This is a genomic window from Mycobacterium sp. NGS35 (genome assembly GCF_059812855.1).
On record NZ_JCALDL010000001.1, the window covers coordinates 843,799 to 857,838 of the forward strand.

A 14,040-nucleotide genomic window follows, 5' to 3' on the forward strand; every position below is an offset into this window, starting at 1 on the left:
GTCAGCCCAGCCGGCGCAGCCGCGGAGCGAGATCCTTCTCGAACAGTTCCAGGAACCGCCGCTGGTCGTGGCCGGGCGCGTGGAACACCAGGTGGTTGAGTCCCCAGTCGACGTACTGCTTCACCTTATCGACGGCCTCATCGGGGTCCGACGCGACGATCCACCGCTTGGCCACCTGTTCGATCGGCAACTCGTCGGCCGCCTTCTCCATTTCGATCGGATCGTCGATGCTGTGCTTCTGCTCGGCGGAGAGCGACAGTGGCGCCCAGAATCGCGTGTTCTCCAGCGCCAGTTCCGGATCGGTGTCGTAGGAGATCTTGATCTCGATCATCTTGTCGATGGCGTCGGGATCCTTACCGGCGGCCGCCGCCCCGTCCAGCACCGCGGGAATCAGCTTGTCCTTGTACAGCTCTTCGCCCTTGCCGGAGGTGCAGATGAACCCGTCGCCGGCGCGGCCCGCGTATTTCGCCACGACCGGACCGCCCGCCGCGATGTACACCGGCACGCCGCCGTCGGGCACGTCGTAGATCGCCGCGCCTTTGGTGCGGTAGTACTCACCGTCGAATGTCACCCGGTCGCCGTTCCAGAGTTCGCGCATGAGCCGAACCGCCTCGCGCAGCCGCGCGAACCGCTCCTTGAAATCCGGCCAGTCGCCTTCGTATCCCGTCGCGATCTCGTTGAGCGCTTCCCCCGTGCCGACACCGAGGAACACCCGCCCGGGATACAGGCAGCCCATGGTCGCGAACGCTTGCGCGATCACCGCCGGGTTGTAGCGGAACGTCGGCGTCAGCACCGAGGTGCCGAGAACCAGGCGCTCGGTGCGTTCGCCGACCGCGGCCATCCACGCCAGCGAGAACGGCGCGTGGCCGCCCTCGAACCGCCACGGCTGGAAATGGTCGCTGACGGTGGCGCTGTCCATGCCGTGCTGCTCGGCCAGCACGGCCAGTTCGACGAGTTCGCGGGGGTCGAACTGTTCGGCCGACGCCTTGTATCCCAATTTCAGTTCAGGCACGTGTCAGTTCTACTCCTCACTAGACTCGACGGTCATGGCGTGGGGGATCACTTCTGTCAGCGACAACGTTCATTTCGTGCAGGGCGACCTGGTGAACTGGGCGGTGGCGACGTCCGATGACGGTGTGACACTTTTCGACGCGGGGCTACCCGGCGATCGCGACGACGTGGTGGCGTCGCTGGCCGAGTTGGGTGCGACACCCGGCGACGTGCGCGCGATCGTGTTGACCCATGCTCATGTCGACCACCTGGGATCGGCCATCTGGTTCGCCAAAACCCATGGCACACAAGTGTTTTGCCATCCTGACGAGGTCGGCCATGCCAAGCGCGAATACCTGGAGCAGGTTTCGCCGCTGGACGTCGCGATGAACATCTGGCGGCCCCGGTGGGCGCCGTGGGCGGTGCGGCTACTGCGCAAGGGCGGCACGGTGCGGGACGGCATTCCCACGGCGCAGGCGCTGACCGCCGACATCGCCGCAACACTGCCCGGCCAGCCGATGGCCATTCCGACACCCGGCCACACCGGCGGACACTGCAGCTTCGTCGTCGACGGCGTGCTCGTCACCGGCGACGCGCTGGTCACCGCGCACGCGGTCAGCCGCCGGCGCGGCCCACAGCTACTACCGTCGGTGTTCAACCACGACGACGACGGCTGCCGGCGCAGCCTGGGTGCGCTCGAGCTGCTGGACACCGACGTGCTGCTGCCGGGGCACGGGCCGCTGTGGCGGGGGCCGATCCGCGAGGCCGTCAAGCAGGCACTGGCGTGACGGACCCGCTCAAGGAGGCACTGCGTGACATGTGGTCCTCGGCAGCACCCGCGTGGGCTCAGCACGCCGAGGCGGTAGACGAGTGCGGGAGGCCAGTCACCGAAGCCATGCTCGCGATGGCAGGTGTGCGACCTGGGATGCGAGTACTCGACCTGGCCTGTGGTGCCGGCGGTGTAGGTTTGGCGGCCGCACAAATAGTAGGACCCGGTGGTGAAGTGGTGCTGTCCGACGTCACACCGCAGATGACGGCGGTTGCCGCCGAGCGTGCCGACGCCCGGGCGCTGTCCAATGTGAAGGCCGCACAACTCGACATGCAAGACATCGTCTTTCCAGATGCTTCGTTCGACGTGGTGCTCTGCCGCGACGGGTTGACTATGGTGTTGGATCCTCTTGCCGCACTTCGAGAGTCGTTTCGAGTGCTGGTGCCGGGCGGTCGCGCAGCGTTCTCGGTGTGGGGCCCCACTGAGCGAAACCCGTGGGTGGCGCTGCTCTTCGACGTCATCACCTCACACACGGGCGTACCGTCACCGCCGCCAGGCATGCCGGACGCATTCGGCTTGGCCGGTTACGGTCACTTGGAACGGCTGATGGCCGCGGCGAGGTTCGCCGACATCGCCGTTCGAGAGGTCTCGATGCGCTGGATGGTGCGGTCGTTCGACGAATGGTGGTCGGTGCTCACCGCACTAGCGGGCCCGGTTCGGCCGTTGCTTTCGATGCAGCCTGCGGAAACGATCGCCGCGATGAAAACGCAAGCCAAGGTCGCGGTCGAGCAATTCCAGACGGAGACAGGACAAATCGAGCTACCCGGCCTCAGCTTCGTGGGGTGCGGCGTCCATTGACTCTCAGCGACCGCGCCAGTCGGGTTTGCGTTTGTCCCGCCAGGCACTGACACCTTCGGCCGCGTCTCGTGTTGCGGCAGCGACTTTGCGCATGGTCTCGCCGAAGCGCACCGCTTCGATCCAGCCCATGTCGGCGCTTCGCCATGCGACCTCCTTGGTCGCCCGTTGCGCCAGCGGGGCGGCTTCGGTGAGCGTGCGGGCCCACGCTCGAGCCTCTGTCTGAAGCTCGTCTGGCTCGACCAACTTCCAGACCAGACCGATCTCGTAGGCCCGCTCGGCGCTCATGGGCTTCCCGGTCAGCAGCAATTCCATCGCATGCGCCCACCGCACCCGCTGCGGCAACCGGATCGCGCCGACGATCGTCGGAACGCCAAGCGCCACTTCAGGAAACGAAAACGTTGACTCAGTGCTGGCAATGACGAAGTCGCAGAACAGGATTCCGGTCACGCCGTAGCCGATGCACGGGCCATGCACCGCGGCGATGGTCGGCTTGAACAGCTCCATCCCAGACTCGAACGAATTGATGGTCGGCTTCTCCCAGAAGGTGCCGGCGAAGGTGCCGACGGAGCCTTCGCCGTCCTTCAAGTCACCGCCTGCGCAGAACACGTCGCCGTTTGCCGTCAGGATGGCGACCCAGGCGTCCTCCTCGTCGCGAAACCTGTTCCACGCCGCGTTGAGATCCTGGCGCAGTGCGCCGTTGATCGCGTTGCGCGCCTCGGGGCGGTTGAGGGTGATCGTGGCGATGTGGTCGTGCAGCTCATACGTGACCAGACTCATGACTGCACCCTAGGTTCGCGCCAGCACCTTCAGGAAGGCGACCGGATAGACCTCGCGTTCGCCGGGCAACGGCTCGGGCAGCCGGGTATACCCGCGCGACAGGTACAACGCCTCGGCTTCGGGCTGGCGGTCACCGGTGGTCAGGTACACCCGGCGGTAGCCGCGCTGGGCGATCAGCGACTCCAATTCGGCCAGCAGTGCGCGGGCGTGGCCGCGGCGCCGGTACGTACGGTCGGTCCAAATGCGTTTCAGCTCAGCGGTTTGCGCGTCGAACCGGCGGAATGCGCCGCCCGTCACCGGCTTTCCGTCGAACAGCCCGAGCAGCATTGCGCCGTGCGGCGCGGCGAATTCGTCGGCCGGGTAGCCGTGCAGCCAGTTCAAGATGCGGCCGTGGTCGCCGCCGTAGCGCTCGGCGTACTCGGCGGCCAGCTCGGTCAACAACGGCGCAGCGAGCGGGTCGTCCTGTGACACCGCGACGAATCGCAGCAGAGCCGGCCCGGTCATGCCTCCCATCCTGCCGCGGCCGCGGCCGAGCGCGAACTTGACAGGCGTAAAGTTCGGCGCCATGGACAACATCAGCGGTAAGACCATCGCGATCACCGGCGCCGCACGGGGCATCGGCCACGCGACCGCTCAGGCGCTGCTGCGGCGCGGCGCGCGGGTGGTGATCGGCGACCGCGACGTCAACGCGCTCGAAACCGCGGTGTCGGCGCTGGACCGGCTGGGACCTGTGTCGGCCTACCCGCTGGACGTCACCAATCGGCAGTCGTTCGGGGAATTCCTCGACAAGGCGCGCAGCGAGGGCGGCGGGCACATCGACGTGCTGATCAACAACGCCGGGGTGATGCCGATTGGGCCCTTCTTGCAGCAGTCCGAGCAGGCGATCCGCTCGGCGATCGAGGTCAACTTCTACGGCGTGCTGAACGGCTGTCAGTTGGTGCTGCCGGAGATGGTGGCCCGCCGCAGCGGACACATCGTCAACATTGCGTCGATGGCCGGCATGACAGCGGTGCCGGGTCAGGTGGTGTACGCGGGTACCAAGTTCGCGGTCGTCGGGCTGTCCACGGCAATGGCCGACGAATTCGCACCGGAGGGAATAGAAGTCAGCGCGATCCTTCCGACGTTCACCAACACCGAGTTGATCGCGGGCACGCACACCAGCTCCGCGCAGAAGCCGGTGCAGCCGGAAGACATTGCCGCGGCAGTGGTCAAGGTGCTGGACAGGCCGACCACGCTGGTGTCGGTGCCGCGGCAATTGCGGTTCATTGCCGCGCTGGCGCAGATGCTCGGTCCGCGAGGCCGGCGCTGGCTGAACCGCAAGCTCGGCAACGATCGCGTGTTCTTGGAATTCGACTCGACGGCTCGGCAACCTTACGAGGACCGCGCCCAGCACGCGTTGGGGGTCGACGACGGCTAGAGCTGCGGCCGCGGCCGCCCCGGCCGATGCGCCTCGATCGCCTCGATGTTCTCGAAGAAGCGGTCAGGTGAAAGCCGCAGCGCGACGCCGCTCGCGTCGGCGCCGACCAGGATCACCGACACGCTGTCGGGGAAGTCGTCGTGATCCTCGAGCTCGCTGTCGATGGTGAAGAACACCCGCGTGACCGCCTCGACGTCGTCGTCGTCGGGCTCGAAACCCGACGGCGCGAAGTGCCACACCGCCAGGCCGTGGATTGAATGTTCAGCGTCAAATGTCCAGCCGCGCTGGGTGATTCGGCGGTCGAAGCGGTCAGCCTGTGCCAGCAGATCCAACAGTTCGTCGGGGTGGCTGTCGTCGATTCCCTCCCCGACACCCAGTACGACGTCCGTGATGTCGCGCGCGTGGACGACGGTCAGTGCCCGGTCGAGCAGGTCCTCTTCGATCTCGTCGACCTCCTCCAGCAGCGACGTCAACGCCACCCATTCGGCACGCCGGCTCTGCCGCCTTTTACGACGCGCCTTCTTCGCGGCGCTCGGCTTGGACATGTGCCAGATGCTACGACGGCGTGCCGCGAAGTTGTCGGAACCGACGACCATCATGCCGGCATGGGCGAGGTCATCCGAGGCAGCGAGGCCGCACCAAAGCTACTTCAGCGCTTGGTCGAGGTCGTCGATCAAGTCGTCAGTGCCTTCGAGGCCGACCGAGATGCGCACCACGCCGTCGCCCAGGCCGATCGCCGCCCGGCCCTCGGGGCCCATCGCTCGGTGTGTCGTGGTGGCCGGGTGCGTGATCAGCGACTTCGCGTCGCCGAGGTTGTTACTGATGTCGATCAGCCGCAGCCTGTCCAGCACCTCGAACGCACGCTCCTTGGTGCCGCCTTGCAGCTCGAAGGTGATGACGGTGCCGCCGCCGGTCATCTGCCGCTTGGCCAGGTCGTACTGCGGATGCGAGGGCAGAAACGGGTAGCGCACCCAACTCACCGCCGGGTGGTTTTCCAGGAACTCCGCGATCCGCAATGCCGACGCGGTGCTGTACTCCATCCGCACCGCCAACGTCTCCAGAGCCTTGAGCAGCAGCCACGCGTTGAACGCACTGATCGCCGGCCCGGTGTGACGCATGAGCTTTTGCACCGGCCCGTCGATGTACTCCTTGTCGCCCAGGATCGCACCGCCCAGCACCCGGCCCTGCCCGTCGATGTGCTTGGTCGCCGAGTAGACGACCACGTCGACGCCCAGCGGAAAGCCCTGCTGCAGCAACGGTGTCGCAAAGACGTTGTCCAGCACCACTTTTGCACCCGCCGCGTGCGCCAGCTGGCACACCGCTTCGATGTCCACCAGCGACTGCATCGGATTCGACGGCGTCTCGAAGAACACCGCCTGCGTGGGCACCGACAGCGCTTCTTCCCACTGCGAGAGGTCGTCACCGTCGACGAACACGGTCTCCACACCCCAGCGCGGCAGGATCTCGTCGCACACCACGAAGCACGACCCGAACAGGCTGCGGGCCGCCACCAGCCGGTCGCCCGCTCCCAGCAGCGCCCCCAACGAAGTGAATACCGCAGCCATGCCCGTCGCGGTCGCAAAGCATGCGGGCGCGCCTTCGATCAGCCGCAGCCGCTCCTCGAACATCGAGATGGTCGGGTTGCCGTACCGCGAATACACATAGCGATCGATGCCGCCGGCGAACGCCTCCTCGGCTTCGGCGGCGTTGGAGTACACGTACCCCGACGTCAGGTACATGGCCTCGGCCGTCTCCTCGAAGCCGGACCGCATCAGCGCGCCGCGCACGCCGATGGTCGCCTGGCTGACGCCCTCGGGCAGCTCGGCGGGATCTTTGATACTCATGTCTGCTTCCAGGGCAAACCCACTGCGCGCCAACCTGATCCGCCGCGGTGCCCGTGCTCGTCGAGGTGTCCCTCGAACCCGTCCAACACGTTGTACGACGGGCCGATGCCGGCTGCCGTCGCAGCCTTCGCGGCGCCGATCGACCGGTTGCCCGAGCGACACAGGAAGACGACGGGTCGTTCACCGGGCTCGACACCGGCCTGGATGAGTTCGTCGATGAACTTTTCGTTGTGTGTGCCGTCCACCCTCGACCACTCGACGTACACGACGTCACGGCCAAGATCCGAGATGTCGGGAACTCCGACGAACCGCCATTCGGCGTCGGTGCGGCAGTCCACGAGCACCGCGTCGGGGTTGTCGCTCAGCAGTTTCCAAGCCTCTTCGGGCGTGATGTCACCTGCGTAGCTCACGCTCCGAAGTCTCCCACAACTCCTTCTGCTCTTCGCGCGAGCGCTCGTCGCCCCGTTCTGCTCTTCGCGCGAGCGCTCATCGCCCTGTTCTGCTCTTCGCGCGAGCGCTCATCGCCCTGACATCACCAGAATTTCCGCAGAGCGGCGGCCACGCGGTGCACCCGCTCGCGAGCAGTGGTCACATCGGGTGCGGTGGCCAGCGCCACACCTTGGCGGCGGCGTGGATGAGACGCCGCGTGCCCGAAGATCCGCACGTCGCTTTCCGGCACGGCGAGCGCGTCCGTCAGCGCCTGCGTCGCCCGCTCGGTGTCGACGTCACCGTCGGGTGCGACGAGCTGGCTGTGGGCGTAGACCACCTGCCCGGCGCCGGGCGTGATCATGATCGTGTCCAGCGGCAGGCCCAGGATCGCGCGGGCGTGCAGCTCGAACTGCGACAGCCGCTGCGAGCGCAGTGTTACCAGCCCGGTGTCGGTGGGCCGGGGGCTGACGTCGACGAAGTACACCTCGTCGCCCTTCACCAGCAGCTCCACCCCGTACACCCCGCGGCCGCCGAGGCCGTTGACAATCCGCGCCGCAACGGACTTGGCCGCGTCCCTGGCCGCCGCCGTCATGGTCTGCGGCTGCCAGCACTCCAGCAGTCCGCCGTCGACCTGCCGGTGCCCGATCGGCGCGCAGAACTGCACCTCGCCGCGCCCGGCGCCGCGCACGGTCAGCAGCGTCACCTCATGGTCGATGTCCACCATGGTTTCGGCCATCACCCGCGTGTTGGCCACTCGACCACCCGCCGCGGCCGCCCGGTCCCATGCCGGTGCCACGTCCTCCGGCCGCAGCAGCACCGACTCGCCCTCCCCCGGGCTGCCGCTCACCGGCCGCACCACCAGCGGGAAGCCTGCGTGCTGCGCGACCGCGGCCAGCTCGTCGGCCGACCCGGCGAACCAGAACGGCGCGGTCGGTAACCCGAGCTCGTCAGCGGCCAGCCTGCGCAAGCCCTCGCGGTCACCGCACAGCTGCGTGCTGCGCGGAGTGGGCACCACATCGGTCAGGCCGGCCTCGGCGACGGCCAGCAGCGCGTCGTAGGCGACGGCCGGCGTGCCGTCGGCGTCGACGGCGTCGGTCACGACGTAGTCCGGGCGCTCACGGTCGATCAGCGCGGTCAGCTCGTCGGCGTCAGTCAACTTGATCACGACGCTGCGGTCGGCCGCGTCATGCGCGGGCGCATCGGCCCGGCGGTCGACCGCCGTCACCACCACTCCGAGCCGCTGCAACGCGGTGACCAGCTCGCGGCTCAACTCGTCGGCGCCGAGCAGCATCAGGCTCAGCGGCCGCGATTCGTCGGTCACCTCGTCAGCCTCCCAGATCGACGCTCAGCCGAGCAGGACGTCCACGTAGCACCACCGCCAGCTCTCGCCCGGCTCGGCCGACCGCATCACCGGATGACCAGTGGCCCGGAAATGCGCGGTGGCGTGCTTGTGGAGGCTGGAGTCGCAGCAACCGACGTGCCCGCAGCTCAAGCACATCCGCAAGTGCGCCCAGGTGGACTCGCCCAGTTCGGAGCACTCCTGGCAGCGGCCGGGGGTCAGCGGCTGCGGCTCACGCGCGCCCGCGGCCGCAGCCAAGTGCTCGCAGGTCTCGGGGGGCTCGGGTGCGCGGCGCCGCATGCTGCTCAAGGATAGGGACGTGAACACGCCGCTGTTGCTGGTCCTCGTCGCGGCCGTGCTGTTGGCGGCGGTGGCTCGGCGCTACAACGTGTCCGCGCCGTTGGCTCTGGTGGTCGCGGGACTGGTAACCGGCTTGATTCCCGGCGTACCCTCTGTCGAGCTGAACCCCAACTTCGTGCTGTCGGTGATTCTGCCGCCACTGCTGTGGTCGGCCGGCTTGCAGAGCTCCTATGTCGCGTTGCGCAAGAACTTTCGCCCGATCGCATTGCTGGCGGTCGGTCTGCCGCTGGCGACAGCGTTCACTGTCGGCTTCGTCGCGTACCGCACGGTGCCCGAGCTGACGCCTGCGGCGGCGTTGACGCTCGGCGCGATCGTGGCGCCGCCCGATGCGATCGCCGCGCTCGCGGTGGGCCGCCGGCTGGGACTGCCGCGCAAGACGATGACGCTGCTCGGCGGCGAGAGCCTGCTCAACGACGCGACGGCGCTGACCGTCTACAAGGTGGCGCTGGCCGCGGCGATCGGCACCGCGGTCAGCTGGACGCAAGGCATAGGGACGTTCGCACTGGCTGCGGCCGGTGGCGTGGTGGTGGGCGCCCTGTTCGGCATCACGGTGGACTTCATCCGGTCACGCCTCGACGACCCGCTGGTGGAAAGCGGCATCGGACTGGTGGCGCCGTTCGTCGTGTACCTGGTCGCCGAGGAGATTCACAGCTCCGGGGTGCTGGCCGTCGTCGTCGCCGCGTTGTATCTGGGCCAGCGCTCCACGCACGCCAGCTATGCGACCCGGCTTCAGGACCAAGCGGTGTGGCGGGCCTTGCAGCTGATCCTGGAGTCGTTTGCGTTCCTGCTCATCGGTCTGCAGCTGCCCGGGGTGGTGCGTGAGATGCGCGGGATGCCGGCGGCGACGGTGATCTGGTCGTCGGTGGCGGTGTTCTTGACGGTGCTGCTGGTGCGGATCGCGTGGGTGTACCTGTTCACGTACGTGCCGCGAGCCCTGTTCGCCGGCAAGCGAGAAGGCGACCCGAAGCCCACGCCGGCCCAGGTCTTCGTGTTGGCGTGGGCCGGAATGCGCGGCGTGGTCTCGCTGGCCGCGGCGTTCGCGGTGCCGCTGTCGACGGTGTCCGGTGCGCCGTTCCCGGGTCGGCCGCACCTGGTGTTCCTGACGTTCGTCGTGGTGATCGGCACGCTTCTGCTGCACGGCCTGACGCTGCCGTGGTTGATCCGGATCCTCGGCGTGCAGAGCGACGACGCGCAGCGCGACGCGGTCACGTTGGCGGCGGCTCAAGACCGTGCCGCCCGCGCGGCCGAGGCACGGCTCGAGGAGCTGCTCGCCGAGCAACACCAGCGCGGCCCCGCCGACGTCCACGAGCATGCGGCGAAGATCCTGCAGCACTGGAACGAGCGGCGCCGCAACGCTGCCTGGGAGCGGCTGGGCCGAAGCGACGAGGAAATCGGCGAAGGGCCAGCCTCCGCGTTTCGCCGTCTGCGGCTGGAAATGCTTGCGGCAGAACGCAAGACGTTCATCGAGGAGCGCGACGCGGGCCGTATCGACGACGAGGTGCTGCGCACGGCGTTGCGCGGGCTCGACCTGGAAGAGGCCACGCTCAACCGCGACTAGGTGGAGTCTTCGCCGAGCTCGGCTTCGAATGCCCGCATCGCGGCGATCAGCGCGGTGAACACGCGATGGGCAGCGGCCAGGTCGTCGTCGGGCAGCTCTGCCATCGCCTCGCGGGTGTGCTCGGCCAGAGGGGCGAAAAAGGCACGGGCGACGGCCATTCCGTGTTCGGCGTACCGCAGCATCACCTTGCGACGGTCGGCCGGGTGAACTTCCCGGCGAATGTGGTCGGACCTGATCATCCGCTCGACCAAATAGGTGATCGCCGCCCCGGATACGCCCATGCGGTCGCGCAGCTCACCGGACGTGAGCGGCTCGCCGGCGCTGTCGGCCACCATCACGTGGAGCAGCGCGCGAAAATCGTTAGGGCTCACGCCATGTCGCGCCGCAAACAGCCGGCCGATCTGATCGGATTCGGCAGACAACGCGCGGACGTCGGCGGAGATCTGCTCTTCGAGGTCCGCGCGCGCACGCCGCTGTCTGGTCATCGACAGCAGCATACCTTCATTTGCTTAACTGTTAAGTATCTGAAATTATGCGCTCTATGTTCTGGGACAGGCTCGCAGCCGCAGTCACGGGCCGTCGGTCGTGGCTGATCGCTCTGGCCGTCGCGCTGCTCGGTGGCACCTTGATGGGCTTGGTCGGCAGCAACGCGGCCGGTACTCAGGCGCCGCAATCATTGCCCGCCAACAGCGAATCGGCACACGCCGACGCTGCCGCCGAGCACTTCCCGGCTGGCGACGCAGCAGCGGCGATCGTCGTGGTGACCCGCACCGACGGCGGTGTGCTGAGTCCCGCCGAGCTTTCGGCGGTCGGCTCGGTCGCGGGAACCCCGCCGATCCCGTCGCAGGACGGCAAAGCCGCTATTACCCCGGTGCCGCTGGACCCTGCGCTGTCCGGATTCGCGCTGCGCGACGCGATCGCATCGCTGCGCCACTTAGCCGACGACCGATTGCCGGACACTCTCACCGCGCATGTCACCGGCGGCCCGGCCTTCGGTGCCGACATCGCGAACTCGTTCAGCGGCGCGAACATCACGCTGCTGGTCGTCACGGCACTGGTCGTGGCCCTTCTGCTGATCATCACCTACCGCTCGCCGGTGCTGTGGCTGGTGCCGCTGGCTGTGATCGGGTTCGCCGATCGGGTCGCCAGCGGGGTGGGCACCGCGGTCGCCGGCGCGACCGGGTTGACGTTCGACGGGTCGACCTCCGGCATCACCAGCGTGCTGGTGTTCGGCGCCGGAACGAACTATGCGTTGCTGTTGATCTCGCGGTACCGAGAAGAGCTGCGGCACAACGCAGACCATCGCTGCGCGCTGCGAACCGCGGTTCGCTCAGCCGGGCCCGCGATCGCCGCGAGCAACGCGACTGTGGTCCTGTCTCTGCTCACCCTGCTCCTGGCAGTCATCCCTAGCACGCGAAGCCTGGGTGCGCTGGCTGCGTGCGGGCTCGTGGTGGCCGCGGTGTTCGTGCTGCTGGTGCTGCCGCCGCTGCTGGCACTGTTCGGCAAGCGGTTGTTCTGGCCCTTCGTCCCGCGCCCGGGCAGCGCCGAGACCGTCGACACCGGTCCGTGGCACCGCGTCGCAGAGGCTGTGTCACGGCGTCCGACGTTGGTAGGCGGGGTTGCGATCGTCGTGCTGGCGGTGCTGGCGACCGGTCTTGCAGGGACCAAGATAGGGCTATCGCAGACCCAGCAGTTCCGGGTCAATGCCGACTCGGTGACCGGATTCGACGTGCTCGCAACACATTTCCCCGGCGGCTTCTCGGATCCGACAATCGTCGTCGCCCAGACCGATCACACGGCTGCGGTGCAGCAGGCGATCGACGGCACACCGGGCGTGGTGTCGGCTCGGGTCACCGGCCAGTCACCGACCGGGCTGACCCGGTGGTCGGTGATCGTCGATGCCGCGCCAGCGTCGGATGGCGCATTCAAAGCCGTTGCCGCGCTTCGTAATTCAGTGCATTCAGCAGACCCGAGCGCGCTGGTCGGCGGCTCGGACGCGAAAGCGCTCGACGTGCGCGACGCTGCCGCCCGGGATCGGCTCGTCGTCATTCCGGCGATCCTTGGCGTAGTGCTGCTGGTGTTGTACCTGCTGCTGCGCGCGGCGCTGGCGCCACTGGTGCTGATCGCGGCCACCGTACTGTCCGCGTTTGCCGCGCTCGGGCTCGGCGGCTGGGCCAGCATCCACGTGTTCGGCTTTCCCGCGCTCGACAACAGCACGCCGCTGTTCGCGCTCCTGTTCTTGGTCGCACTCGGTGTGGACTACACGATCTTTTTGGTCACTCGCGCCCGCGAAGAGACAACCCAGCACGGCACGCGGCAGGGGATGGTGCGCGCCGTCTCGGCAACGGGCGGGGTGATCACCAGCGCCGGCATCGTGCTGGCAGCAGTGTTCTGTGTGCTCGGCGTGCTGCCGCTGATCGTGATGACACAGCTGGGAATCATTGTCGGCCTTGGCATTCTGCTCGACACGTTCGTGGTGCGCACGCTTGTCATCCCAGCCTTGTTCGCGTTGATCGGCTCGGCGATCTGGTGGCCCGCAATCAAATCCGAAGACGCTCCGGCTAGCCGCCCGCGGTCCCGAACAACAAGCCCAGCAGGTAGGTGATGGTGGCCGCGCCGTAGCCGATCAGCAGCTGACGCACCGCGCGGCGCAGCGGCGAGCCGCCCGACAGCAGACCGACCACCGCGCCCGTCGCCAACAAGGTGAGTCCGACCAGCGCGGCAGCGATCACCAACGCGGCGGTTCCGCGCAGGCCCGCGAGAAACGGCAGGACCGGGATCAGCGCACCGGAGGCGAAAAAACAGAAGCTGGACGCCGCCGCCCGCATACCCGTTCCGATCGCCTCACTGCGCTCGGCGTGGCTCTGGCCGCTGTCCGCACTGCCCAGGTGAGGCTGCTGACTGCGCAGGACTTCGTCGGCGTGGGCACTGGCCTGTGCCGCGTCCATGCCTCGCGCCCGATAGATCAGCGCGAGCTCGTTGGCGTCGACATCCAGCTGCGGCACCGCCGAGCTCGCCTGCGGGTGCGGGATGGACGCGTCCAACAGCTCGCGTTGCGAACTGACCGACACGTACTCACCGGCGCCCATCGATAGCGCTCCGGCGAGCAACCCGGCCAGTCCGGTGGCTAGCACCGTGTGCCCGGACGCCCCGGTTGCGCTGACACCCAGCACCAGCGCCAAGTTGCTGACGAGCCCGTCGTTGGCGCCGAACACCGCCGCGCGGAAGGTCCCCGACAACCGGTCGCGGCCCCGGCTGGCCAGTGCACGCACCACCTCCTCGTGGATGGTTTCGTCGGCCGCCATCGTCGGGGTCGCGTCGACGTCGGTGTCGTAGGCCGACCGGCCCTCGGCACGCTGGGCCAAGGCCAGCACGAAAACCGATCCGAAGTGGCGCGCCAGAAAGCCGAGCATCCGCGTGCGCAGATCTGGGCGGCGCGGCTTGCCGACCTGCGCACCGAGCAGGTCGAGCCAGTGCCGCTCGTGGCGGGCTTCCGCGGCGGCAAGAGCCAGCAGAATCTCGCGTTCCTCACCGCTGCGCCGTTGCGCCAGATCGCGATAGACGGCTGCCTCCGCGCGCTCATTGGCCAAGTGCCGCCGCCAGCGGCGCAGATCGGCCGCGGTCGGGCCTCCCGCAGCATCGCGTCGCGATCGGGCCGACTCGAACTCAGGGTCCATGAGGGCATTGTCGTCCCAGCGC

General features: G+C 68.0%; 15 protein-coding genes. 5 read left to right on the plus strand and 10 right to left on the minus strand.

Going from position 1 to position 14,040, the window contains the following annotated elements:
• Position 1: 1 nt before the first annotated feature.
• On the minus strand, positions 2 to 1,012 hold the full coding sequence (fgd, locus tag AC5Y4C_RS04170; RefSeq protein ID WP_499961995.1) for a glucose-6-phosphate dehydrogenase (coenzyme-F420): 1,011 nt from the start codon (positions 1,010 to 1,012) through the stop codon (positions 2 to 4).
• A 34-nt stretch (positions 1,013 to 1,046) separates the two neighbouring features.
• On the opposite strand from fgd, the gene AC5Y4C_RS04175 reads away from it, so the two are divergent.
• Both AC5Y4C_RS04175 and AC5Y4C_RS04180 read left to right on the plus strand, forming a co-directional pair.
• Positions 1,047 to 1,778, plus strand: coding sequence for an MBL fold metallo-hydrolase (locus AC5Y4C_RS04175; protein WP_499913522.1), 732 nt, complete (start codon positions 1,047 to 1,049; stop codon positions 1,776 to 1,778).
• The gene (locus AC5Y4C_RS04180; RefSeq protein ID WP_499961993.1) at positions 1,775 to 2,617 is read left to right on the plus strand and encodes a class I SAM-dependent methyltransferase; all 843 of its coding nucleotides are present in this window, start codon (positions 1,775 to 1,777) and stop codon (positions 2,615 to 2,617) included. The genes AC5Y4C_RS04175 and AC5Y4C_RS04180 overlap by 4 nt, the downstream gene beginning before the upstream one ends.
• Positions 2,618 to 2,620: 3 nt before the next feature.
• Here the strand turns inward: AC5Y4C_RS04180 and AC5Y4C_RS04185 are convergent, their stop codons facing one another.
• Both AC5Y4C_RS04185 and AC5Y4C_RS04190 read right to left on the minus strand, forming a co-directional pair.
• Positions 2,621 to 3,394, minus strand: a complete 774-nt coding sequence (locus AC5Y4C_RS04185; protein WP_499949952.1) for an enoyl-CoA hydratase/isomerase family protein — start codon at positions 3,392 to 3,394, stop codon at positions 2,621 to 2,623.
• Between the two features lie 9 nt (positions 3,395 to 3,403).
• On the minus strand, positions 3,404 to 3,898 hold the full coding sequence (locus tag AC5Y4C_RS04190) for a GNAT family N-acetyltransferase (protein ID WP_499949956.1): 495 nt from the start codon (positions 3,896 to 3,898) through the stop codon (positions 3,404 to 3,406).
• A gap of 61 nt (positions 3,899 to 3,959) precedes the next feature.
• Here AC5Y4C_RS04190 and AC5Y4C_RS04195 point away from each other — a divergent pair, with 61 nt between their 5' ends.
• Positions 3,960 to 4,811, plus strand: a complete 852-nt coding sequence (locus AC5Y4C_RS04195; protein ID WP_499961991.1) for an SDR family oxidoreductase — start codon at positions 3,960 to 3,962, stop codon at positions 4,809 to 4,811.
• On the opposite strand, the gene AC5Y4C_RS04200 is transcribed toward AC5Y4C_RS04195, so the two are convergent.
• The 5 genes from AC5Y4C_RS04200 to AC5Y4C_RS04220 form a co-directional block, all read right to left on the minus strand.
• Positions 4,808 to 5,356, minus strand: a complete 549-nt coding sequence (locus tag AC5Y4C_RS04200; RefSeq protein WP_499949966.1) for a hypothetical protein — start codon at positions 5,354 to 5,356, stop codon at positions 4,808 to 4,810. The two genes, AC5Y4C_RS04195 and AC5Y4C_RS04200, sit on opposite strands and share 4 nt — an antisense overlap.
• Positions 5,357 to 5,455: 99 nt before the next feature.
• Positions 5,456 to 6,655, minus strand: a complete 1,200-nt coding sequence (locus AC5Y4C_RS04205) for an O-succinylhomoserine sulfhydrylase (RefSeq protein ID WP_499905441.1) — start codon at positions 6,653 to 6,655, stop codon at positions 5,456 to 5,458.
• Positions 6,652 to 7,065, minus strand: a complete 414-nt coding sequence (locus AC5Y4C_RS04210) for a rhodanese-like domain-containing protein (RefSeq protein ID WP_499905439.1) — start codon at positions 7,063 to 7,065, stop codon at positions 6,652 to 6,654. Before AC5Y4C_RS04210 ends, AC5Y4C_RS04205 begins: the two co-directional genes overlap by 4 nt.
• A 122-nt stretch (positions 7,066 to 7,187) precedes the next feature.
• Positions 7,188 to 8,375, minus strand: coding sequence for a formate-dependent phosphoribosylglycinamide formyltransferase (purT, locus tag AC5Y4C_RS04215; RefSeq protein ID WP_499962066.1), 1,188 nt, complete (start codon positions 8,373 to 8,375; stop codon positions 7,188 to 7,190).
• A 54-nt stretch (positions 8,376 to 8,429) separates the two neighbouring features.
• A complete protein-coding gene (locus AC5Y4C_RS04220) occupies positions 8,430 to 8,723 on the minus strand; it encodes a UBP-type zinc finger domain-containing protein (protein WP_499961989.1) in 294 nt (97 codons plus the stop codon).
• A 19-nt stretch (positions 8,724 to 8,742) separates the two neighbouring features.
• Here AC5Y4C_RS04220 and AC5Y4C_RS04225 point away from each other — a divergent pair, with 19 nt between their 5' ends.
• Complete coding sequence (locus AC5Y4C_RS04225; protein WP_499961988.1) at positions 8,743 to 10,341, plus strand: Na+/H+ antiporter; 1,599 nt, start codon at positions 8,743 to 8,745, stop codon at positions 10,339 to 10,341.
• On the opposite strand, the gene AC5Y4C_RS04230 is transcribed toward AC5Y4C_RS04225, so the two are convergent.
• Complete coding sequence (locus AC5Y4C_RS04230) at positions 10,338 to 10,826, minus strand: MarR family winged helix-turn-helix transcriptional regulator (RefSeq protein WP_499961986.1); 489 nt, start codon at positions 10,824 to 10,826, stop codon at positions 10,338 to 10,340. The genes AC5Y4C_RS04225 and AC5Y4C_RS04230 overlap by 4 nt on opposite strands.
• Before the next feature lie 56 nt (positions 10,827 to 10,882).
• Between AC5Y4C_RS04230 and AC5Y4C_RS04235 the strand changes: the two genes are divergently transcribed.
• Positions 10,883 to 12,946 (plus strand): MMPL family transporter, encoded by a 2,064-nt coding sequence (locus tag AC5Y4C_RS04235; RefSeq protein WP_499961985.1) that lies wholly within the window; start codon positions 10,883 to 10,885, stop codon positions 12,944 to 12,946.
• On the opposite strand, the gene AC5Y4C_RS04240 is transcribed toward AC5Y4C_RS04235, so the two are convergent.
• Positions 12,903 to 14,018 carry a VIT1/CCC1 transporter family protein gene (locus tag AC5Y4C_RS04240; protein ID WP_499961983.1) on the minus strand — a complete coding sequence of 372 codons (1,116 nt, stop codon included), beginning with the start codon at positions 14,016 to 14,018 and terminating at the stop codon, positions 12,903 to 12,905. The two genes, AC5Y4C_RS04235 and AC5Y4C_RS04240, sit on opposite strands and share 44 nt — an antisense overlap.
• Positions 14,019 to 14,040 lie beyond the last annotated feature (22 nt).

What these genes read in the sequence shown, in the direction of transcription:
- AC5Y4C_RS04185 (WP_499949952.1), bottom strand. Translation starts at nt 3,394, where the DNA reads ATGAGTCTGGTCACGTATGAGCTGCACGACCACATCGCCACGATCACC.
- AC5Y4C_RS04190 (WP_499949956.1), bottom strand. Translation starts at nt 3,898, where the DNA reads ATGACCGGGCCGGCTCTGCTGCGATTCGTCGCGGTGTCACAGGACGAC.
- purT (WP_499962066.1), bottom strand. Translation starts at nt 8,375, where the DNA reads ATGCTGCTCGGCGCCGACGAGTTGAGCCGCGAGCTGGTCACCGCGTTG.
- AC5Y4C_RS04230 (WP_499961986.1), bottom strand. Translation starts at nt 10,826, where the DNA reads ATGACCAGACAGCGGCGTGCGCGCGCGGACCTCGAAGAGCAGATCTCC.
- AC5Y4C_RS04235 (WP_499961985.1), top strand. Translation starts at nt 10,883, where the DNA reads ATGTTCTGGGACAGGCTCGCAGCCGCAGTCACGGGCCGTCGGTCGTGG.
- AC5Y4C_RS04200 (WP_499949966.1), bottom strand. Translation starts at nt 5,356, where the DNA reads ATGTCCAAGCCGAGCGCCGCGAAGAAGGCGCGTCGTAAAAGGCGGCAG.
- AC5Y4C_RS04175 (WP_499913522.1), top strand. Translation starts at nt 1,047, where the DNA reads ATGGCGTGGGGGATCACTTCTGTCAGCGACAACGTTCATTTCGTGCAG.
- AC5Y4C_RS04205 (WP_499905441.1), bottom strand. Translation starts at nt 6,655, where the DNA reads ATGAGTATCAAAGATCCCGCCGAGCTGCCCGAGGGCGTCAGCCAGGCG.
- AC5Y4C_RS04220 (WP_499961989.1), bottom strand. Translation starts at nt 8,723, where the DNA reads ATGCGGCGCCGCGCACCCGAGCCCCCCGAGACCTGCGAGCACTTGGCT.
- AC5Y4C_RS04195 (WP_499961991.1), top strand. Translation starts at nt 3,960, where the DNA reads ATGGACAACATCAGCGGTAAGACCATCGCGATCACCGGCGCCGCACGG.
- AC5Y4C_RS04240 (WP_499961983.1), bottom strand. Translation starts at nt 14,018, where the DNA reads ATGGACCCTGAGTTCGAGTCGGCCCGATCGCGACGCGATGCTGCGGGA.